26 protein-coding genes are annotated in these 17,796 nt (G+C 64.3%); 25 read left to right on the top strand and 1 reads right to left on the bottom strand.

Going from position 1 to position 17,796, the window contains the following annotated elements; all coding sequences use genetic code 11:
* Window positions 1-105 precede the first annotated feature (105 nt).
* Window positions 106-672, bottom strand: a complete 567-nt coding sequence (locus ACYG9Y_RS12195; protein WP_156942344.1) for a helix-turn-helix domain-containing protein — start codon at window positions 670-672, stop codon at window positions 106-108.
* Window positions 673-830: 158 nt separating this feature from the next.
* Here ACYG9Y_RS12195 and ACYG9Y_RS12190 point away from each other — a divergent pair, with 158 nt between their 5' ends.
* The 25 genes from ACYG9Y_RS12190 (at window position 831) to ACYG9Y_RS12070 (ending at window position 17,793) form a co-directional block, all read left to right on the top strand.
* Window positions 831-1,037 (top strand): hypothetical protein, encoded by a 207-nt coding sequence (locus ACYG9Y_RS12190; RefSeq protein ID WP_023739960.1) that lies wholly within the window; start codon window positions 831-833, stop codon window positions 1,035-1,037.
* Window positions 1,030-1,236, top strand: coding sequence for a hypothetical protein (locus tag ACYG9Y_RS12185; RefSeq protein WP_023739959.1), 207 nt, complete (start codon window positions 1,030-1,032; stop codon window positions 1,234-1,236). The genes ACYG9Y_RS12190 and ACYG9Y_RS12185 overlap by 8 nt, the downstream gene beginning before the upstream one ends.
* Window positions 1,236-1,616 (top strand): hypothetical protein, encoded by a 381-nt coding sequence (locus tag ACYG9Y_RS12180; RefSeq protein WP_023739958.1) that lies wholly within the window; start codon window positions 1,236-1,238, stop codon window positions 1,614-1,616. Before ACYG9Y_RS12185 ends, ACYG9Y_RS12180 begins: the two co-directional genes overlap by 1 nt.
* Window positions 1,561-2,076, top strand: a complete 516-nt coding sequence (locus tag ACYG9Y_RS12175; protein ID WP_196813773.1) for a hypothetical protein — start codon at window positions 1,561-1,563, stop codon at window positions 2,074-2,076. Before ACYG9Y_RS12180 ends, ACYG9Y_RS12175 begins: the two co-directional genes overlap by 56 nt.
* Window positions 2,073-2,345, top strand: coding sequence for a DUF2312 domain-containing protein (locus ACYG9Y_RS12170; RefSeq protein ID WP_023739956.1), 273 nt, complete (start codon window positions 2,073-2,075; stop codon window positions 2,343-2,345). The genes ACYG9Y_RS12175 and ACYG9Y_RS12170 overlap by 4 nt, the downstream gene beginning before the upstream one ends.
* Window positions 2,345-2,608, top strand: coding sequence for a hypothetical protein (locus tag ACYG9Y_RS12165; RefSeq protein WP_023739955.1), 264 nt, complete (start codon window positions 2,345-2,347; stop codon window positions 2,606-2,608). Before ACYG9Y_RS12170 ends, ACYG9Y_RS12165 begins: the two co-directional genes overlap by 1 nt.
* Window positions 2,605-2,844 carry a hypothetical protein gene (locus ACYG9Y_RS12160; RefSeq protein WP_023739954.1) on the top strand — a complete coding sequence of 80 codons (240 nt, stop codon included), beginning with the start codon at window positions 2,605-2,607 and terminating at the stop codon, window positions 2,842-2,844. The genes ACYG9Y_RS12165 and ACYG9Y_RS12160 overlap by 4 nt, the downstream gene beginning before the upstream one ends.
* 32 nt (window positions 2,845-2,876) lie before the next feature.
* Complete coding sequence (locus tag ACYG9Y_RS12155) at window positions 2,877-3,659, top strand: HNH endonuclease signature motif containing protein (RefSeq protein WP_460222750.1); 783 nt, start codon at window positions 2,877-2,879, stop codon at window positions 3,657-3,659.
* Window positions 3,656-4,492, top strand: coding sequence for a hypothetical protein (locus tag ACYG9Y_RS12150; protein WP_023739952.1), 837 nt, complete (start codon window positions 3,656-3,658; stop codon window positions 4,490-4,492). The genes ACYG9Y_RS12155 and ACYG9Y_RS12150 overlap by 4 nt, the downstream gene beginning before the upstream one ends.
* Window positions 4,489-5,655, top strand: a complete 1,167-nt coding sequence (locus ACYG9Y_RS12145) for a DUF7146 domain-containing protein (RefSeq protein WP_023739951.1) — start codon at window positions 4,489-4,491, stop codon at window positions 5,653-5,655. The genes ACYG9Y_RS12150 and ACYG9Y_RS12145 overlap by 4 nt, the downstream gene beginning before the upstream one ends.
* Window positions 5,655-5,981 (top strand): Gp49 family protein, encoded by a 327-nt coding sequence (locus ACYG9Y_RS12140; RefSeq protein ID WP_032911456.1) that lies wholly within the window; start codon window positions 5,655-5,657, stop codon window positions 5,979-5,981. Before ACYG9Y_RS12145 ends, ACYG9Y_RS12140 begins: the two co-directional genes overlap by 1 nt.
* Window positions 5,982-5,985: 4 nt before the next feature.
* A complete protein-coding gene (locus ACYG9Y_RS12135; protein WP_023739949.1) occupies window positions 5,986-6,972 on the top strand; it encodes a hypothetical protein in 987 nt (328 codons plus the stop codon).
* A 37-nt stretch (window positions 6,973-7,009) separates the two neighbouring features.
* Complete coding sequence (locus tag ACYG9Y_RS12130) at window positions 7,010-7,270, top strand: hypothetical protein (RefSeq protein ID WP_023739948.1); 261 nt, start codon at window positions 7,010-7,012, stop codon at window positions 7,268-7,270.
* Window positions 7,271-7,360: 90 nt separating this feature from the next.
* The gene (locus ACYG9Y_RS12125; protein WP_023739947.1) at window positions 7,361-9,232 is read left to right on the top strand and encodes a hypothetical protein; all 1,872 of its coding nucleotides are present in this window, start codon (window positions 7,361-7,363) and stop codon (window positions 9,230-9,232) included.
* On the top strand, window positions 9,232-9,432 hold the full coding sequence (locus tag ACYG9Y_RS12120) for a hypothetical protein (RefSeq protein ID WP_023739946.1): 201 nt from the start codon (window positions 9,232-9,234) through the stop codon (window positions 9,430-9,432). The genes ACYG9Y_RS12125 and ACYG9Y_RS12120 overlap by 1 nt, the downstream gene beginning before the upstream one ends.
* A 649-nt stretch (window positions 9,433-10,081) precedes the next feature.
* Entirely contained in the window at window positions 10,082-10,726 is a 645-nt protein-coding gene (locus tag ACYG9Y_RS12115; protein WP_023739945.1) for a hypothetical protein, read from the top strand.
* 301 nt (window positions 10,727-11,027) lie between these two features.
* Window positions 11,028-11,252, top strand: a complete 225-nt coding sequence (locus ACYG9Y_RS12110) for a DUF3310 domain-containing protein (RefSeq protein WP_023739944.1) — start codon at window positions 11,028-11,030, stop codon at window positions 11,250-11,252.
* Window positions 11,252-12,859 (top strand): hypothetical protein, encoded by a 1,608-nt coding sequence (locus tag ACYG9Y_RS12105; RefSeq protein WP_023739943.1) that lies wholly within the window; start codon window positions 11,252-11,254, stop codon window positions 12,857-12,859. Before ACYG9Y_RS12110 ends, ACYG9Y_RS12105 begins: the two co-directional genes overlap by 1 nt.
* A gap of 76 nt (window positions 12,860-12,935) precedes the next feature.
* On the top strand, window positions 12,936-13,337 hold the full coding sequence (locus ACYG9Y_RS12100; protein WP_156942343.1) for a hypothetical protein: 402 nt from the start codon (window positions 12,936-12,938) through the stop codon (window positions 13,335-13,337).
* Window positions 13,327-13,452, top strand: coding sequence for a hypothetical protein (locus ACYG9Y_RS12095; RefSeq protein WP_023739941.1), 126 nt, complete (start codon window positions 13,327-13,329; stop codon window positions 13,450-13,452). Before ACYG9Y_RS12100 ends, ACYG9Y_RS12095 begins: the two co-directional genes overlap by 11 nt.
* Window positions 13,452-15,056 carry a portal protein gene (locus ACYG9Y_RS12090; protein ID WP_023739940.1) on the top strand — a complete coding sequence of 535 codons (1,605 nt, stop codon included), beginning with the start codon at window positions 13,452-13,454 and terminating at the stop codon, window positions 15,054-15,056. Before ACYG9Y_RS12095 ends, ACYG9Y_RS12090 begins: the two co-directional genes overlap by 1 nt.
* Window positions 15,053-15,424, top strand: coding sequence for a hypothetical protein (locus ACYG9Y_RS12085; RefSeq protein WP_023739939.1), 372 nt, complete (start codon window positions 15,053-15,055; stop codon window positions 15,422-15,424). Before ACYG9Y_RS12090 ends, ACYG9Y_RS12085 begins: the two co-directional genes overlap by 4 nt.
* Window positions 15,421-16,344 (top strand): hypothetical protein, encoded by a 924-nt coding sequence (locus ACYG9Y_RS12080; protein ID WP_460222751.1) that lies wholly within the window; start codon window positions 15,421-15,423, stop codon window positions 16,342-16,344. Before ACYG9Y_RS12085 ends, ACYG9Y_RS12080 begins: the two co-directional genes overlap by 4 nt.
* A 157-nt stretch (window positions 16,345-16,501) precedes the next feature.
* Window positions 16,502-17,419, top strand: coding sequence for a phage capsid protein (locus tag ACYG9Y_RS12075; protein WP_023738679.1), 918 nt, complete (start codon window positions 16,502-16,504; stop codon window positions 17,417-17,419).
* Between the two features lie 74 nt (window positions 17,420-17,493).
* Window positions 17,494-17,793, top strand: coding sequence for a hypothetical protein (locus ACYG9Y_RS12070; protein ID WP_023738680.1), 300 nt, complete (start codon window positions 17,494-17,496; stop codon window positions 17,791-17,793).
* Window positions 17,794-17,796: the final 3 nt, after the last annotated feature.

Here is a 17,796-nt window from a genome sequence, read left to right as displayed (position 1 = left end):
TAGGCGCGCTACGGTGCGCGCACCCTGTCAAGTGCTGAATCGGAAAAGGTGCGCGCACCCTGTCAAGTGCCAGCGCGGCAAAAGGTGCGCGCACTTTGTCAAGTGCTACTGGCGGGGGCGCACCAGGCCGTCGACCACGCCGCGAATGACCACGTCCTGGTCGTCCACCGGAACCGGCCTGCTTGTCGTTCCGGAATTGGTCAGCAGATAGGGCGGCTCATAGACGCGGAACACCGTTTCGGCCTTGCCCAGCTGCCATTGGTAGAGCTGCGCGCAGACGATGTCTTTGGGGCGCGGTTGCAGGTTCAAATCCACGATCAGGATATCGCCGGGCAAGATCCCGCTCATTTCCAGAAGGCGCGAGCGCATCACCCAGGGGTCACGGCCGTTGCGGCCACGGCATAGCTCGCGCACGGCTCGATCGAGGTTTGAGCCGATCGCGTCGGTGGCCTTATCGAAGACGAAGGGCACGGCTTCCGGCTCGCCGAAGCCGCCGCCACTGCGCGGCGGGAATTCCAGCGGCTGCAGGCCGGCAATCTCTGCGATCTTCGCCATCGTCCGGCCGGAAAGGATGTGCGGCCATTCCGGATCGTTCAAAGGCTTCTGGATTGTCGACGGCGCCATTTTCGCGCGCGTCGCCAATTCGTTGGCGGACACGCCCAGATGCGCCATGACGGCGCGGACCCATGCCAGCTGCTGATCCTTGGGAGAAACCATGGGCCGCAGGCTAAGGGCAGAAGATGCGGCACTCCTATACACAGCTACACCTTGACGTGCCGCATAATTGCGGGACAGTTCCGCACTTAAAGCACACGGGTGATTCGCGATCAATGTTGAGCTTCGAAGAAATCGACAAGCGCCGCGCGGCGGCAGGACTGACCCGCCGGGCCGTCTATGAGCGGGCGAAGGTGGACGGCGAGACGTGGCGCCGCACGGCGCGCGGCGAAACGCAGTTGAACGTCAAGACGCTGACCAGGTTGGAAACGGCACTGGCCGAGCTGGTGGCGCAAAAGCAGAGGGAACAAGCCAATGCATGATGTGACAGACGGCACCGCGACGGCCGCGCTGCAGGCCCACCGCCGGCGCGCTGCCGAACAACTGGTGCGCGACCAGGTAGCGCTGGAAACCTTCCGCGATCTGCCGGCGCCATCGGTGGGTCAGAAGCTGGCGGCCGCGCATTACGAGCTGTCGTCCAGCGTCTCGCCTGTCGCCATCATGTGGGCGCAGCGTCCCTGATGCGCGCCATGGCGGTCATGGTCGATGTTCGCGACCTCGGCGCCGCCGGCGTTTCGGCCCGTCGCGTGGTCGGCTTGATGGAAGACAACGCCACGATCGGCGTCTGCTCGATCCGCGACGGCGACAAGATCGCCACCGCCGAACTTGAATTCAATCTCGGCGAGGCCGCGCACCTGGCCGAGCTGATCCTTTCCGGCGACCAGCGGGCCAAAACCACGCCGGGGCTCGCCCGCATCCTTTCCGCCTCCGTCGCCATGTTGTTTCGCGTCTCTCACGCGGCCGGGGCTCTGCAGCAACTCACCGGGGACATAGATGAGCGACGCGATGACTTTTCAGACGATCGAGACGAAGCGGCGGACAATGAAGATCCCGCTGACTAGCCTCTGCGCCCATGCCGGCGTGTCCAAGCGCACCTATGACTATGCGCGCTCGACCGGCCGGGAACCGCATCCCGCGACGCTGGCCAAGCTCAACACGGCCTTGAACCGTTTCCGGCTGTCCTTCGGCTCGGAGGCCGGCTCGCTCGGCCCGCACGCCGCCTTCAAGATGTGCCTGATCTATGCCGCCTTCCTCACCAAGGCCGACGCCAAGAAGGTGCTGGCGAGCGACCCGGCGCGCAAGGCGACCAGCGACCCGGCATGGCTGAAAGCAGCCGAAGTGCGGCGCATCGCCTTCTGGATCGCCAACCAGCTGCTCGGCTTTCGCAGCGCCGATGTCGGCCGCGCCGCCGGCGTGACGCGGGCAGCGGTGAGCGACGCCATCAAGACACTCGAAATCGAGCGCGACGACGACAAGCAGCTCGACCGGATTTTGCGGGAAATTGAGGAGGTGTTTTCGTGAGCAAGCGCAGCAAGGAAGACATCATCGAAACCAGCCAGACGGTCGCGGCCGGCCAGCTGCGCGCCATTGTCGAGCGGATCGAGCGGCTGAATGAGGAAGCCAAGGCGATCGGCGACGACAAGAAGGAAATTTTCGCCGAGGCGAAGGGCACCGGTTTCGACACAAAGGCGATCAAGTCGCTGATCCGGCTGCGCCGCATGGACCCTGCCGCCCGGCAGGAGGAAGAAAGCATCCTCGAACTCTACAAAGCCGCGCTGGGGATGATGTGATGCGCACCAAGTTCATGGACGCCAGCAGGCAGCACGAAGATCTCCGCAATGGCTTCATCGCGGCGATCCGCGAAATTGCGCCCGACATGCCGGCCGACGAAATTCTGGCCGTGGTCTGTGTGTTCGTCGGCCAGCTCGTCGCGCTGCAGGATCAACGCCGCTTCTCGCGCGAAAGCGTCATGGAGCTGGTCGCGTCCAACATCGAGGCCGGCAACAGGGTCGTGATCGATGATCTGTTGAAGGCGAGGGGCGGCAACGCATGAAAAACCGCCTCTCTGACCTCAACAATCATCTGTTCGCCCAGCTCGAACGACTGTCCGAAGAGGACATGACGAAAGAGCAGATCGAACAGGAAGCGACCCGGGGCGAAGCCATCGTCGCGGTTGCCGACCAGATCATCCGCAACGCCGCCCTGCAGATCAGCGCCGCAAAGCTGGTCGCCGAATATGGCAACGACCCGACGCGCTACCTGCCGCAGATCGAGGGCAAGACGTCATGAGGGCCGCGCGCATCATCTATTCCGCCGCCGAAATGGCGTGGCTCGAAGCCAACCGCACGATGGTCATCAGCGACTATCACAAGGCTTTCCGTGCCGCGTTCGGCCGGGACGATGTAGCCGCGATCCATCTTCACGGGCTGCGCAAGCGCAAGGGCTGGAAGGTCGGCCGCGATCCTGGGCGATATAAGGGCCGCCGGCTGAAGTACAGCGATGCCGAAATCGCATGGCTGCGCGACAACAGCACGATGGAGATTAACGCCTGGTGCAGCGCCTTCCAGGCGATGTTCGGGCGGCCGGACGTCACGCCCGCCAAGCTGCACGGCATACGCAAGCGCGAAGGCTGGAAAACCGGGCGCACCGGGCATTTCGACAAAGGTTCGGTGCCGTGGAGCAAGGGCAAGAAGCTGCCATTCAATCCGAACAGCGCGGCAACCCAATTCAAGAAGGGACAGCTGCCGCAAAACTATGTCGGCCCGGGGCACGAATCGATCGGGGATGACGGCTATGTCTGGATCGTCACCGATCAACGAAATCCGTGGACAGGGGCGTCAACGTGGCGCGTCCACAAGCATCGATGGCTGTGGGAGCAAACCCACGGCCCGGTGCCGGACGGCATGGTGCTGAAATGCCTGACCGACAAGCTGAACACCGATCCTTCGAATTGGGAGCTGGTGCCGCGCGGCCTGCTGCCGCGCCTCAATGGCCGATCCGGTCGCCACTACGATGTCGCGCCGGCGGAACTCAAGCCGACCATTATGGCCGTTGCCAAGCTTGAACACCGGGCCCGCACGCGACGGGCGTATGCCAAGCTATGAACGCCCGCCTTGAAAACACCGCCGTCATGGCGCGGCGGGTCGAGCCGGCGGACAGTCTGGATTTCTTCCCGACGCCGCCCTGGGGCACGCGCGCCTTCTGCACGCATGTGCTGCCGCGCTTCGAGACGCCGGACGAGAACACCGGCCTGTTTCCGTTGATGGCGATCGACCCGGCATGCGGCGAAGGTCACATGGCGCTGGCCTTGCGCGAGTATTTCCCGCTGGTGACGGCCAGCGACGTGTTCGACTATGGATTTGGCGGCGTCGCCGACTTCCTGCACCCCGATGCAAATCTGGCGCCGCGCGACTGGATCATCACAAATCCGCCTTTCAACCTTGGCCCGGATTTCGTGCTAGCTGCGCTCGACCTCGCCCGGCGCGGTGTCGCCATGCTGGTGCGTTCGGCATTCCTCGAAGGCGAGGGGCGTTTTGCCAAGCTGTACCGGCGCAATCCGCCGCATATCATCGGCCAGTTCATCGAGCGCTTGCCGATGCATCGCGGCCGGTGGGTGATCAACGGCACGACAGCGACCAGCTATTGCTGGTTGGTTTGGCATAAGCATAGCCGGCGCCCGGCCGACCCGGCGTTTTCGTGGATCCCGAAAAGCCGCAAGCTGTTGAGCAAGCCCGACGACTGGCTGCGCTTCAACGGCTGCATGGACGTGCCGAAAAACCACGCCGTCATGCGCGCGATCGAGGCGCTGAAAAAGCCCAAGGTCTATCGCGAACCGGTGCTGACCATCGCCCAGGTGCGAGCGGAAGCCGAGCGCCTGGCGCGGCCGGTACCGGCGACAATCGCCGACATCACGCGCGAGCTGGGGAGGCTGCTGTGACCGGCGACCTCGACATCATCAAGTCCGGCCTGATCGACCGCATCGAGCATGTCTGCGAACGCCTGCTGCCGGACGGCAAGCCCGAAGGCGGCCTGTGGGTGGCGTGGAACCCGATCGAGCACGATCAAAAACCCGGCCGCCTGCCGGCGCTGAAAGTGCGCATTCGAAACGGCGATATCGGCGCCTGGAGCTGCTGGCGATCGGGCGCCAAGGGCGACGTGCTGAAACTGGTCGCCTATGTCGAGCGCACCGACATCAAGGGCGCGCTGGCCTGGGGCCGCGATTTTCTCGGCATCCGCTCGATGTCGCCGGCCGAGCGGCAGAATTTGCGCAAGGCCGAAGTGGTGCGCCAGAAGGAACGCGACCACAAGGCCGAGCGCGCCAGGCTGTTCAAGCTGCAGAGCGCCGACCAGCTGTTTTTCGCCAAGCCGAGCGACAAGGAAACCGGCCCGGCCTGGTGCCCGCAAGGCACGTTTGCCTATGGTGACGGCACGGCCGCCGAGCTGCACGCCAAGGCGTATTTTCGCGGCCGTGGCGTCGACCTCGACGCTATTCCCAACCTCAACCGCTATTCCTTCCGGTTCTCGCCGGCGACGGAATGGTGGAAGGGCGCGCGCTATGAGAACGCCGACGGCCGCCGCTGGAAGGCCGAGCGCGGGCCGCTGTTTCCGGCGATGCATTCGGCCATGCGCAACCGGATGGGCATCGTCACCGCCTGCCACATCACGTTTTTCGATCCGGTCAAGCCGAAGAAAGCGCCGGTGACGCCGGCGAAGCTGATGTGGGGCGAGGCGCTGGGCGCCGTCATCGAAATTTCCATGGGGCCGAACGCCGTGCCGTTCTGGATGGCCGATCGCGACGGCCTGGTGCCCGATCCGGTCGTGGTCGGCGAGGGCATCGAGACGGCGGCCAGCTTTTCGCAGCCGGTGCCGGAAGCGCGCGTGTGGGCCGGCGGCTCGCTCGCCGGCGTCGGCTCGGCGCCGATCGACCTCGCCTGCATCGAGTGGGCGCTGTTTGCGCGCGACAACAACGCCGGCAACGCCCAGGCGCAAAAGCAGTTCGATCAAGCACTCGCCGGGCTCGAACGCCACGGCAAGACAGTCGTCGTGGAAGCCAGCCATGTCGGCGATGATTTCAACGATCTGGCGCAAGGAGAAGAATGATGTCCACCGGAAGCCTAGAAGCCGGCGACGCGGCCGCTGCCGCCGTTGCCAAGACCGACAAGCGGGTGACGCTCGCCGGCATGGAAGCCAAGGTCGAAACCGCGCAATTCTTCAACCCGACATGCGCGCCGCAGCTGACCATCTGCGTCATGACGCTGACCAACGGCTTTACGCTGGTCGGCAAGTCGGCGCCGGCCGACCCGGCCAACTTCAACCAGGCGCTGGGCGAGAAGTTCGCCCGCGAGGATTGCATTCGCCAGATGTGGCCGCTCGAAGGCTACCTGCTCCGCGAAGAGCTGTCGCAGCGCGTCGAAGTGGGGGTTTAGGACCATGGCACGCAGGAAAGGAAGCAAGAATGTCAAAGCGCCGATCGCCCCAAAAGCCAAAGCAGCGCCGGCCGAGATTGCCAATGACGTTGTTGGCGTGGATGCCAGTCAGCAACAGCCGCCGGTGGCCCCGCTCGACACTGCTGGCACAACACAACGGGACAAGGCCGTTGCGGGCTCGGCCGAAACCACTGACCCAATTCATGGGCTGCGCGGGCCGGCGATCGGCGCCGATAGCGGGACGGGTGAAAATGTGGCGGCAGAAGTGCCGGCGGAGGCGGTGAACGCGGCACTGCCTCGCTATCGGTGCCACAAGGTCGTGCAGGCTCTCAAGCTGACCGACATCACGCGAAACCTCGACACCGGGCAGGTGACGCTGACGCCGGAAGACAAGAGCTATCAGCCATTCGATGCGCCTCCGGGCTGGTATGAGCGTTTCCACGGAAGCGATAACGACACAGGCTATTTCGTCCAATACGAGGACGGCTTTTCGTCGTGGTCGCCGACCGAGCCTTTCGAGGACGGCTACAGCCTGATGCCGGCTCCTGCCGGCGCCGACAGCTTGAATGAAGAAGACTACGAACGGACGTGGAAGTTCGATGTCGCGGGGCTAGCGCGGGCGATCGCCGGCGGCGCGCGGCTGTTTGCCGATGGCGGCATGGTCACCGAATATCAGGATGTGTTCGACCTCGAAGAAGCCGCCATCATGGCCGAGTTCGTGCGCGACAATCCCGACGCGCCGCTGGAAGCCATGTTCATCCACCTTGGCTTGAAGAAGCGCACCCCGCGCACCGAACCGAACCGCGCCGACCTGTTCGTGCTGTCGCTGTTCCATGCGGCGTGCAAGGCGGCGTTCAAGTTCGAAGCCGACCAGGCGGCCGAGGCAGAGGCCGCCAAGGTCAAGCCGGAACCGTCCGGCCGCTGGCCCGGCGAGCGCGCCATGCAACCATCCGATCCGGTTTTCGCGCCGACCGGCTTTTCCCCTCGCTGACTGTCTATCCGGCTCTAAACCCAAGGAGAGAAATCTAATGGAAGTGGCTACCATCAAAGGGGCAACCCACAATCCCGGCGCTCCGGCTAACTGGAGGCCGTCCAATGGGCCATGCGGCACGCTGCCGATCCGGCTTCAAAAGGATAGTTACGGCAATCCGGAATGCGTGAGCGCTTGGAAGCCCAGCCCGGAAGAGATCAAGACCCTCTCGGACGGGGGCTTCATCCTACTGAAAGTGGTCGGCTGGCAAGTGCCGGTGTGGATATCCGTCGCCGACCAAGACGCGGCCAACGGGTGAAAACGCCGCGCTAGGTCGGTCTAGCGCGACGCCCGCCGGCCAACGACGCCGGCGGGCTTTTTCTCACACAGCATGGAATGACAGGCAGCAATGGCGAAGGCGCAGACACAGACCGGTTCGAAGGCAATCCGTGCCGCCTTTGCCGATGCCAAGCGGGCAAAGGATGAAGCCGACGCGCTGTCGGCGATCGACCCGGACCCGAATTTGCCGCGCGACGGGATCAACCCCGGCATGTGGGAAGGCGCACCTTTCGACAGCATGCCGCCGGACTGCCCCGTCAAAGTCGTCGGCCGCGATTCGGACGGCCTGGTTTATTGCATTTCCGCCACCGGCCACATGCGCCGCGTCGAGCGCTGGGACATGCCGGCGCTGTCCGACCTGTTCGCGCCAAAGCTCAACAGCCTGATGTGGGCATGGCCCGGCTGGGGCAAGAAGGATGTCTGGGACGCCGAGCAGGAGAAAATGGTCTCGAAAAAGATCGTCAACCGCGTCGAGCGCGACAAGTGCATGATGGCGATCATCAATGAGGCTTCGCGCAAGCCGGATTTCGACCCGAACACGCAACACCGGGGCCGTGGCGGCTGGGTCGACAACCACGGCCGCTTCGTCTGGCATTCCGGCGGCTGGCTGTGGCTGGTCGACGGCAAGAAGCTGGAACAGGCGCGCCCGGCCCAGCATGACGGGTTTTTGTACACCAAGCAGGCAACGACGATCGAGCCATGGGCCGAGCCCGTCACCCAGGAGGAAAGCCCGGCGCGGCGCATCCTCGAAGATCTCCGCACATGGAACTGGCAGCGGCCATACCTCGACCCGGTGCTTGTGCTGGGCTGGATCGCCACGGCGCTGATGGGCGGCGCCTTGCGGGCGCGGCCGATCATCTTTGCCACGGGCGGCGCCGGCGTCGGGAAAAGCCGGCTGCAGGAGGTTGTCAGCTCGGCACTGGCCGGCGCCGTGACGCAATCGGTCAACACCACGGCCGCCGGCGTCTACCAGAAATCGAAAACCGACAGCCTGCCATTCATGATCGATGAGCTTGAAAGCAAGCCCGGCTCGACCAGGTCGGAAAGCATCATCGAGCTGGCGCGCGTCGCCTATACCGGCGGCGACATCAGCCGCGGCGGACAGGATCACCAGGCGACCACCTTCACGGCGCGCAATTCGTTCTTTTTCTCGGCCATCATCCCGCCGCCCATGGGCGCGCAGGACAAGACGCGCATGGCGATGCTGAACCTTTCGCAGCTCGACCGGCCGGGCAAGAGCGGCCGCGACCTGGTGCTGAAGCCGGAGACGGACGGCCGCATGATCCTGCGGCAGATCATGGACGGCTGGAAAGAGTTCAACGATGTGCTGATGCCGGACCTTGCGACCATACTGGGCGAGCGCGGGCTGTCGGCGCGGGCGATCGACACGTTCGGCACGCTGCTGGCGGCCGCGCGGCTGCTGGTCGGCGATACCGTGCTCGAGGAAATCGGCCTGCCGATGACGGATGCTTCGCACCTGGGCGAGCTGATCGCCGAGGCGACGGCGGCCGACCGCACCGAAAACCTCGACCACTGGCACAAATGCATCGACACGCTGTTTCAGAGCCAGATCGACGCCTGGCGCGACGGCGTCAAGCCGACGATCGGCGGTGTGTGCGAAAAGCTGCGCATCGGCCCGGCGCAAGGCGGCTGGGACGAACGCGGCACGCGCGAACGGTTGGAGCTGGTGAGCCTTGGCTGTTTCGAACGCGGCAAGGTGCCGAACGCCGGCGCGCTGCTGGCGGTGCCGGCCAACGCGCCGCAGCTGCACAGGATCTTCGCCGACACCGATTTCCACAAGGGCGGCTGGTACACGGCGCTGAAACAGGCGCCCAAGGGCATCGTGCTGCCGGCGCGCAAGGTCAAAATCAACGGCAGCACCACGCATTGCCTGCTGATCGACCTCGATGCGTTTGAGAAGCATGTTGGAGCGGGGCTGTGATGGATGCGGGGCAGCTGGTCACCGCTGCAACGTTTTTCGACCGCATCGGCAACGACGATGAGCGCAATCACGACCGTCGGATATGGTGCGCCATGGCGATGTGGCGCTGGCGGCACGACTGGCGGCAGGCAGAGGCGGCCAGCGACTATGAGGCGCTTGATGGCCTCAATAGACAGTATGAAATGATCAACAGCCTCTGACCAGGCCGGCGCGCGACTAGCGCGCCTTGCAGCGCGATTCCCTTGCCCTGATGGATGATGAGCGCACCCAGCGCCTGCCTTGGCCTTGCTGTGCCCTGGTGCGCGGCGCTGCTGCCATGCGTCACATCGAGACCACTTGCAGCCCGGCAGGGCTGCGCCGCATTCCCTATACCCGTCGCCACAGGATGAATTGAATCGCGTTTTCAGGCGGTTTTTGAGCCCATCCCGCGCCCGTTTCGCCGGGTCAAATCGTGCCATTTTGTCACCATTTCCCGCGCCCCATTTGACGCGCCTTGCCCCCGCCCGACCAGTGATCAAGCGAGTTCCGCCGCGCCAAACCATGGCTTGCAATTGACGATAGGCGATTTCGGCGAGGTTGATTGAGCCGCTGACGGGATCGGGAGCGGTTACCGGGTTACCAGCGGGTTACCGCATGGGTAACCAGAAAAGCCCAAGGAAATCAACAACATGACTGTTTCGGTTACCGGTTCCCCGGCTAATGCAACCTCGCATCGCACGCGCGCGCGCATGCGCTGTATGAGGTAACCACGTAACCGGTAACCGCAGGGGTATATCCATTTGAATTATCTATCGAAAAGCCGGTTCCCGAACGGTAACCCGTCGCCTCGATCGGGAACCGGAATAAAAAATGGCACATGGTGCGAATTCGATGGCCGATAAGCTCGACCAGGGGCATCCAGACGCCCACACACCGCCGCCGGCCGAGCTCCCCGGCGCCGATCCGCTCGACCTCCTGGCCGGCTTGCCAGATGGCGAGGGCGTTGACGCCCTGGCGCTGGTCGCGGAAATCGTCGCTGCGCCAGCTAGGGCGCGGGGGAGGCCGCTCGGATCGCCCAACCGCAAGAGCGGCGACATGATCCGCTACCTCGATGCGCGCGGCCATCGCGACCCGATGGTGACGCTGTCCATGCTGCAGTCGGCCGACTTCGGCGCGCTGTGCAAGCTGGTCGGCGCCGCCGGCGCAAAGCAGAAGATTGCCGTGCTGGGCATCATTCGCGGCGCGGCGGCCGACCTGATGCCGTACCGCCATGCGAAGATCCCGCAACAGCTCGACCTGGTCGTGCCCGGCCAGCGGCCGTTGATGGTGTTCGGCAACGTCGAGCAGCTGCAAGTCGTGGCCGATGGCGACGGCTACATGAGCGCTGGGCTGATGCCCGATCGGGCGGAAAAAGCCAATGAAATCAATGGCGATGCCGTGCGACATCCTGCCGACCAGTCGCACGAGAATGCTAACCCGTTGAATACCAACGACAAAGCCGGGTTGAACGACTGATTGCAAATCAGTTGCGCGATTGAAAACAGGAATCGCGAGGGCAGTTCTCGTGCACGTGCGCGCGAGGCCGGCGCCGCCTGGTGTGCCGCCTCGACCCCGCCCCCCATGCCTCGCCCGGCCTGAATGCGCGCGCGCGAATTTCAAAAATCGCCGGGGCCCCCCACCGCCCACGGGCGTTGCGTCGCACACACGCGACCTACTCCGCAGGCTCGCAATGGACTCGCTGGCGGCGGAAATAAATTTACCGCGCTGAATCGGGACGCGGGCACGCGGGCCGGGCGCAAATCGAGGGCCGAGGGTCATGGGAAGTCAGAAGGTTGAATCCGACGCGGTGAACCATCCACAGCACTACACCAGCCATCCCAGTGGGGTTGAGTGCATCACCATCACCGAGCACATGGGCTTCAACCTTGGGAACGCCGTAAAGTACATTTGGCGGGCCGATCTGAAGGCTGATGCGATCGAGGATTTGAAGAAAGCCCGGTGGTATCTCGACCGCGAATTGAAGCGTCGGGGCGCCGAGTGATGGCCGGTACAGGGTCGGATTACACGCCCGATTTCGACATCAAGCGGTTCAAGCCGGCCGGTCCAGTCTGCGAAGCCTTCATCAACAGCAACGGTCCTTTCGACTTCATCAGAGGGCCATGGGGCAGCGGCAAAACGGTCAGCGCCGTGTTCAAGATCGCCAACAAGGCGGGCACGCTGTTTCCGGTCTGCAAGGATGGCAAGATCAACGTCCGGTGCGCGGCCGTGCGCGAAACCTATCGCGAGCTGGCCAAGACCGCGCTGCCGACCTGGCTGCGCTTCTTCCCCAAATACGGGCCGTACACCGCGAAGGAAAAGGATGCCTACTCCGGCGGCCAAGACCGGCCGGTAAACCACATCCTCGAATGGGATGTGCTGCGCAAATGGCCGGACGGCTGGAAAGAAACGACCGTCCGGCTGGAAATGCAGTTCGGCGCGATCGGCTCGGAAAACCTCGAAAGCTTCTTCAAGGGCTACGAAATCTCCTTCGGCTGGCTGAACGAATGCGACACGATGCATGAGGACGTGCCGGGCCTGCTGTTCGGCCGAACCGGCCGTTTCCCGCCGCGCGACACGATCATGGAATGGGAGGGTGAACGGCTCGGCTATGAGGTCGACCCCGACACCGGCAACAAGGTGATCAAAATCCCGCGCATGGTGTTCGGCGACTTCAACCCGCCGGATGAGGTCAACTGGACGTACAAGCGCGAGATCGAGGAACCGGAGAAGTGGCCGGGCTACAACTTTTTCGCCCAGCCGTCCGGCCTTGCCGCCAATGCCGAGAACCGCGACCGCAAGACCAGGGCGGATTACGAGGCCGAGGAACGCGGCTTCGGCGGCCCGAAGGCGGCTGACAGCATCCGCAACGTGCACGGCAAGTATGCGCCCAAGAAGGTCGGCACGATCATCTATGACACGTTCGACCTTGCCGTGCATCGCTCGACCGAATTGCTTGACCCGATACCAGGCCTGCCGATCTATCTTGGCTTCGACGGTGGCGGCCGGCCGGCACTGGCGGTCGGGCAGTTTCCCGATGGGCGGCTGCGAGCGCTGCGGGAAATCGTCTCGCAACCCGATGTTGTCACCGGCGCGACGCGCTTTGCCGGCTATGCCGTCGACCTGTTGTTGAGCGACTTCCGGGGCTTCGCCATCGCCAAGGCCTGGGGCGATCCGTCCGACTTCGAAGGCCATGACCGCATCGACGGCGAATTGTCTTTCATGGACACGATCAGCCGGGCGCTGGGCGTCCAGATCATGCCGACAGAGACGAACGACATCCATTCGCGAACCGAGGCCTTGCGCTGGTATTTCGGCATGGCCGACGCGAACACGCCGCGGTCGATCTGGGATCCGCGCTGCAAGACCTCGATCCGGGGTTTCGTGTCGCAGTATCACCTGACCAAGCACGCCAGCGAGGGCAAGACCGACCGGCTGGAAATCGACAAGAACGAGTATTCCCACTCGATCAACGCGTGGGAATATCTCGCCTATGGCTATCGCGGCCGCGCCAAGGTGATCGGCGAGGCGGCCCAGCTCGGCCGGCCGGGCAACGTGGTGCCGATCAAGTCTGTCACCGTCAAATCGGATTTCGATGTCTTCTCCCGCTGAATGGCGCCTGGTCTCGCCGGCGCCGCGCATTGCGGTGCTGGACCTCGCGGGCGCAGGTGCACGTGTGAGGCGGCTTGTGCTGGCGCAGGCACGCAACACGGAAGCGGTGCAGACGGTCGCCATCTATTGCGGCGACGACTGCATGGCCGTGGTCTATTTCGGCCGGCATGGCTGGCGCCGCACCGAAATGGCCCTGTCGATCGCGCCCGCTGCGCGCCAGCACATGAGGCGGCTGGTCCGCATGGCGCAATTGACGCTTTTTGCCATGGCCGAAACTCACCTCATCGTCGCCCGCATCCGGTCAAACAACCACGCCGGCCAACGCATGGCGATGCTGGTTGGCTTCCATGCGCACGGCAATTCCGAGCCCGGCGTGTGGATTTTGAGGAAGGGCAGACATGAACGCGATCCTGAATCCCGGCGCCGAAGCCAAGAAAGCGGCGGCCGAACAAAAGGCGCAGCAGGCGGTGGCGAATGACCGCCAGCTGGCCGAGCTGCGCAATGCCGACGCCACCAGCGGCGCGACCAGGCGCAACCCGCGCGGCCGCCGGCTTTTCGTGACCGACCCGGCCTCCAAGGCCGATTTGAGCTAATGGCCGACATCGTGGACGGCACGCCGGTCGCCCAGCAGCGCGCCCGCTCCAAGCAGGTTTGGACGAACCGAAGCGGCTGGGATTCGCTGTACAGCGAAGCCTATGACTATGTGCTGCCGAACCGGCGGCCGGGCGGCACGGGCAAGACCAAAGCCCCCACGCAGATGATTTTCGACATGACCGGGCCGAATTCGGCCATGCATTGCGCCGGCGAAATCCAGCGCCAGATTTTCCCGGCGTCGACGCCGTTCAACCTCGAAACCGGCCCGCTGGTCGCCTCGCATCTGTCGGCGAAGGAAAAGACCGACTTCGACAAGAAGCTGCAGGGCGTCGCCAGCTTCGTCTATCCGTTCATGAAAACCGGCGATTTCGACACGTCGATGCATGAATTCTGCACCGATCTGACGGTCGGCACCGGCGTTGTGTTGCCGTTGCGCGGCCCGTCGATCAACGAACCGCTGCGCTTCGTCTGCATCCCGCAGGACGAAGTGGCGATCGGGCAGGATGCATGGGGGCGCGTGAACTATGCCTCTTGGAAACGCACCAATCTTGGCCGCGAGGCAGTGGTTGAGGCATGGCCGAAAGGCGAATTCACCGCCGAGTTCAAGCGGCTGGCCAAGGAAAAGCCGTACGACGAAATCGTGCTGTTTCAGGATTTCTACCGGTTGCCCGATGGCCGCTGGCGCTTTTGCGTTTACCTCGAGACGGATGGCGGCTTCATCGCCCAGGAGACGACGCGCACCCAGCCGATCGCCGTTGCCCGCTTTTACCGCTGGCCGGGCGAGGCCTATGGGCGCGGCCCGGTGCTGTTCGCGCTGCCGACCATCAAGACCGTGAACAAAGCGCAGGAGCTGGTTCTCAAGGCCGCCGCAATCCAGCTGCTCGGCATTTGGGGTTTCCGGGCCGGCGGCACGTTCAACCCCGACACGGTGCGGCTCGGCCCTGGCGAATTCTGGCCGATGCAGTCGACCGGCGGCCTGCTTGGCCCTGATGTGCAGCGGCTCGACACTGCGAGCGGGCGCATCGATGTCGGGAAAATGATCATCGGCGACGGCCAGCGCCAGATCCGCGACGCGCTGCTGGACACGCGGATTTTCGATGATGGCGGCACGCCGGCGTCGGCTTCGGAAATGGCGCTGACGGCGCAGCAGAATTCGCGGGTGCATATCGGCGCCTATGGCCGTTTGAACGTCGAGGCGCTGGGCACGATCGTGCCGCGCTCGATGGAAATCCTAAATGACTGGCAGCTGCTGCCCCAGCTGATGAGCTTCAACCAGCTGCTGGTGTCGATGTACATCAACTCGCCGATGGCGGCGGCGCTGAAGGCCGACCAGCTGGCGGCGTCGGTAAACTACTACAACCTTGTGGCCCAGACGGTCGGGCAGGCGCGCGTCAACGAGAAGATCAACATCGATCGTTATCTGGACCGTAGCCGGCAGGGCCTGCTTGTGCCTGTCGATATCGTCACCACGGCGGACGAAGAGGCGGCCGCCATCGAGGCGAACGCCAAGCAACAGGCGGCCGCCATCGCGGCCGAAGCGGCCGTCAAGGCCGCGCCCAATCTGGTCGCCGCAGCGACACAACCGGAAGTGCAGGCAGCATGAGCGACGGGCCTTTCAACTTTTCCCGCCAGATGATGGCGGTGGACGATCTGCTTGGCAAAACGCCGACATGGGAAGGTCTCAGCCAGGCGTTCTTCCCGGCCAAGACCGCCGACAATTTCGACCCCGGCGACGACATGAAGCTGGTGATGTTCCACTTCAACAACACTGCTGAAGGCCGCCGGATCATCGAATGGTTTGCCGACCTCACGGTGCGGGCGCCGTTCCCGCATGTCGGCTCGATGAAGGAAAGCGCGGCCCTTGCGGCCGCAAAGCACGAGGCACGAACAGCCGTCGGCTACGCGATGCTGCGAGCGATCGCCGAGGGTGAAGAACTCTGGAAAGCAGCGACAAGGAGCCAAGACCCATGAAACACCTGCTTGAGAAGTATTTGCCTGTTCGCGAAGGCGAGGGCACTGGCGGCGGTGGCGGCGGCGCGGCCGCTGCAGCGGCCGGTGGAGATCCCGCCGGCGGTGCCGGTGGAGCGGCGGCGGCAGCGGGTGCAGGTGGCTCCGGCGACGCCGCCGCCGCCGCAGCGGCAGCAGCTGCAGCCGCTGGCGCGACCGGGCCTTACCGCCCGCAGGGCCTGCCCGAAACGATGTTCGGCAAGGATGATCGCGAGACGATCGACAAGCAGCACAAGGCGCTTGAGGGCTATCGCCAGCGCGATTCGGCGGTGCCCGACAAGATCGAGGCTTATAACGCCTTCGAAATCGACAAGGCGCCGGAAGCCATCCGGCCGCAGCTGCAGGCACTTGCCGCCGATCCGCTGTTCGGCGCTGTCGCCAAAGTGGCAATGGAAGAGAAAATCCCTGTGGCGTCGCTGCACAAGCTGACAACGGCGCTCTACTCCCAGGCGCAGGAAGCCGGCATGCTTGAAGCGGCGATCGACCCGGTGGCCGAACGTGCGGCACTGTTGCCGGAAACCGCCAAGAGCCTGCCGAAGGCCGACCAGGACAAGGCTATCGATGCCCGCATGCAGGCCAACGAAGATTTCGTCAACCTCATGCAGCAGCACGGCCTGCCGAAGGAAGTCGGCGAACACGGCCTGCTGATGCTCATGGACACCGCCAAGGGCAACCAGCTGATCGAGTTCTTCGCCTCCAAGATGACAGGCGGCGACAAGGCGCAACCGTTCTCCGGCGTCGGCGCCGCACCGGCAGGGTCGGGCGCCCGCGACGCGCTCAAGGCGCAGTTGGCCGCGCCGGAAATGAACCCGCAGCATCCAAAATTCGACCGCGCCAAGCACGACGCGCTCGATGAGCAATACAAGAAGCTCATCGGCGTCTGATCCCGCGCAATTGACGCCGCGCCGGCCGGGTCATTCTCGGCCGGCGCAACCAAGGGAGCGACCCGGCGGCGGCGGGCTATCCTTCACCGGACCCTGCAGGAACCGGCTCTATCGGCCCCACGGCTGCTTTTGAACAGCAACCCAAAGGGGATTTCCCATGTCGATCCAGATCGCTGCCTGGTTTACCGAAAAGATCAAAGACAAAGTCACCGTCCAGTTTCAGGCCCATGGCGGCCTGCTCGACGGCACCATGATGTCGGGTGACACCCAAGCCAACACCGTCAAGTTCCCGATTATCGGCCGCACCGAAGTCTACAAGCTCACCGGCGCCATCGAGCGCGTTCCTGTCACCGGCACCGGCCTTACGACCGTCCAGCTGACCATGGATGATTTCGAGGCGTCCGACTGGTGGCGCGTGCAGGATGCCTACAAGGCCGGCCCGAACGAACAGGCCGCCCTGGTGACCATCATCACCGCCGCCATCCGCCGCAAGCGCGACAAGATCAAGCTCGACGCGCTGGCAACCTTCGCGTCCGGCGGCGCGGGCGTCACCACGATCGGCAACGGCACCGCGGTGATCGACATCATCGACCTCGAACAGGCCCGCGCGCAGATCGCCGGCACCGGAGCCGACGATACCGGCGAAGTGCAGGTGTTCTGCATGCTGCCTGCGATGTGGATGAGCCAGCTCAAATTCTACAAGGAATTTTCCGACGCGCAGTGGGTCGGGCTGGACAATTCGCCGTTCTCGAAGATCCAGCGAATGCGCACCCGCACGTGGAGCGGCGTCCACTACATCGAGGGGCCGGATGAGTATTTCGCCGGCAAGGATGGCACCTCGCTTTACGCCTACATGTGGCACCACGATTCCATTGGCGCGGAAACGCCGTGGAACAAGGAAGCGCCGACCATCACCCAGGAAACCATCATGCAGGGCTCTCCCTACCTGGTGAAGGCCGGCCTGGGCGGCGCCGCTGTCGGCATCCAGGCGGCCGGCGTCAAGCGTCTCGACTTCCTGAAGATTGCCAAGCCGGTTCGCCCGGCCGTGCTGACCGACGAAATCCCGGCCGGCTAACCGATCGCCAGCGGGCCGCCTGCCATCCGGCGGGCGGCCCGTCGCTTCAACGCTTCAACAGGAGAACATTTCCCATGGCCTTCAATCCTCGCTCGCTGGCGCTCTACAATTCCACGCCCTACGGCTCCGCCGGCAAAAGCACCAACTGGTACAATTACACCACGGCCGATGCCGTCGCGACCGTCATTGCGGCCGGCTATTTCGGCACTGGAGTTTCCGGCGTCGTCGGCAGCAACAAGCTCAACGTCAACGATGTCATCGACTGCCTCTGCGTCGCCGATGGCGTCGCCGATCGCGTGGCGCTGATCGTCACTGCCGTGCCGGCCGGCGGCAACATCACCGTCGCCGTCAACACCGACGCTGCTGGCGCGTAATCG

This window comes from Mesorhizobium sp. W050, from assembly GCF_054719535.1.
Note: the sequence above shows the minus strand (reverse complement) of the source record. Positions and strands in the feature narration are given on the sequence as shown.

What these genes read in the sequence shown, in the direction of transcription:
- ACYG9Y_RS12165 (WP_023739955.1), top strand. Translation starts at nt 2,345, where the DNA reads ATGCGCACCAAGTTCATGGACGCCAGCAGGCAGCACGAAGATCTCCGC.
- ACYG9Y_RS12085 (WP_023739939.1), top strand. Translation starts at nt 15,053, where the DNA reads ATGAGCGACGGGCCTTTCAACTTTTCCCGCCAGATGATGGCGGTGGAC.
- ACYG9Y_RS12175 (WP_196813773.1), top strand. Translation starts at nt 1,561, where the DNA reads ATGACTTTTCAGACGATCGAGACGAAGCGGCGGACAATGAAGATCCCG.
- ACYG9Y_RS12130 (WP_023739948.1), top strand. Translation starts at nt 7,010, where the DNA reads ATGGAAGTGGCTACCATCAAAGGGGCAACCCACAATCCCGGCGCTCCG.
- ACYG9Y_RS12075 (WP_023738679.1), top strand. Translation starts at nt 16,502, where the DNA reads ATGTCGATCCAGATCGCTGCCTGGTTTACCGAAAAGATCAAAGACAAA.
- ACYG9Y_RS12115 (WP_023739945.1), top strand. Translation starts at nt 10,082, where the DNA reads ATGGCACATGGTGCGAATTCGATGGCCGATAAGCTCGACCAGGGGCAT.
- ACYG9Y_RS12080 (WP_460222751.1), top strand. Translation starts at nt 15,421, where the DNA reads ATGAAACACCTGCTTGAGAAGTATTTGCCTGTTCGCGAAGGCGAGGGC.
- ACYG9Y_RS12135 (WP_023739949.1), top strand. Translation starts at nt 5,986, where the DNA reads ATGGCACGCAGGAAAGGAAGCAAGAATGTCAAAGCGCCGATCGCCCCA.
- ACYG9Y_RS12155 (WP_460222750.1), top strand. Translation starts at nt 2,877, where the DNA reads ATGGCGTGGCTCGAAGCCAACCGCACGATGGTCATCAGCGACTATCAC.
- ACYG9Y_RS12190 (WP_023739960.1), top strand. Translation starts at nt 831, where the DNA reads ATGTTGAGCTTCGAAGAAATCGACAAGCGCCGCGCGGCGGCAGGACTG.
- ACYG9Y_RS12180 (WP_023739958.1), top strand. Translation starts at nt 1,236, where the DNA reads ATGCGCGCCATGGCGGTCATGGTCGATGTTCGCGACCTCGGCGCCGCC.
- ACYG9Y_RS12140 (WP_032911456.1), top strand. Translation starts at nt 5,655, where the DNA reads ATGTCCACCGGAAGCCTAGAAGCCGGCGACGCGGCCGCTGCCGCCGTT.
- ACYG9Y_RS12070 (WP_023738680.1), top strand. Translation starts at nt 17,494, where the DNA reads ATGGCCTTCAATCCTCGCTCGCTGGCGCTCTACAATTCCACGCCCTAC.
- ACYG9Y_RS12160 (WP_023739954.1), top strand. Translation starts at nt 2,605, where the DNA reads ATGAAAAACCGCCTCTCTGACCTCAACAATCATCTGTTCGCCCAGCTC.
- ACYG9Y_RS12090 (WP_023739940.1), top strand. Translation starts at nt 13,452, where the DNA reads ATGGCCGACATCGTGGACGGCACGCCGGTCGCCCAGCAGCGCGCCCGC.
- ACYG9Y_RS12195 (WP_156942344.1), bottom strand. Translation starts at nt 672, where the DNA reads ATGGCGCATCTGGGCGTGTCCGCCAACGAATTGGCGACGCGCGCGAAA.
- ACYG9Y_RS12120 (WP_023739946.1), top strand. Translation starts at nt 9,232, where the DNA reads ATGGATGCGGGGCAGCTGGTCACCGCTGCAACGTTTTTCGACCGCATC.
- ACYG9Y_RS12150 (WP_023739952.1), top strand. Translation starts at nt 3,656, where the DNA reads ATGAACGCCCGCCTTGAAAACACCGCCGTCATGGCGCGGCGGGTCGAG.
- ACYG9Y_RS12125 (WP_023739947.1), top strand. Translation starts at nt 7,361, where the DNA reads ATGGCGAAGGCGCAGACACAGACCGGTTCGAAGGCAATCCGTGCCGCC.
- ACYG9Y_RS12105 (WP_023739943.1), top strand. Translation starts at nt 11,252, where the DNA reads ATGGCCGGTACAGGGTCGGATTACACGCCCGATTTCGACATCAAGCGG.
- ACYG9Y_RS12110 (WP_023739944.1), top strand. Translation starts at nt 11,028, where the DNA reads ATGGGAAGTCAGAAGGTTGAATCCGACGCGGTGAACCATCCACAGCAC.
- ACYG9Y_RS12185 (WP_023739959.1), top strand. Translation starts at nt 1,030, where the DNA reads ATGCATGATGTGACAGACGGCACCGCGACGGCCGCGCTGCAGGCCCAC.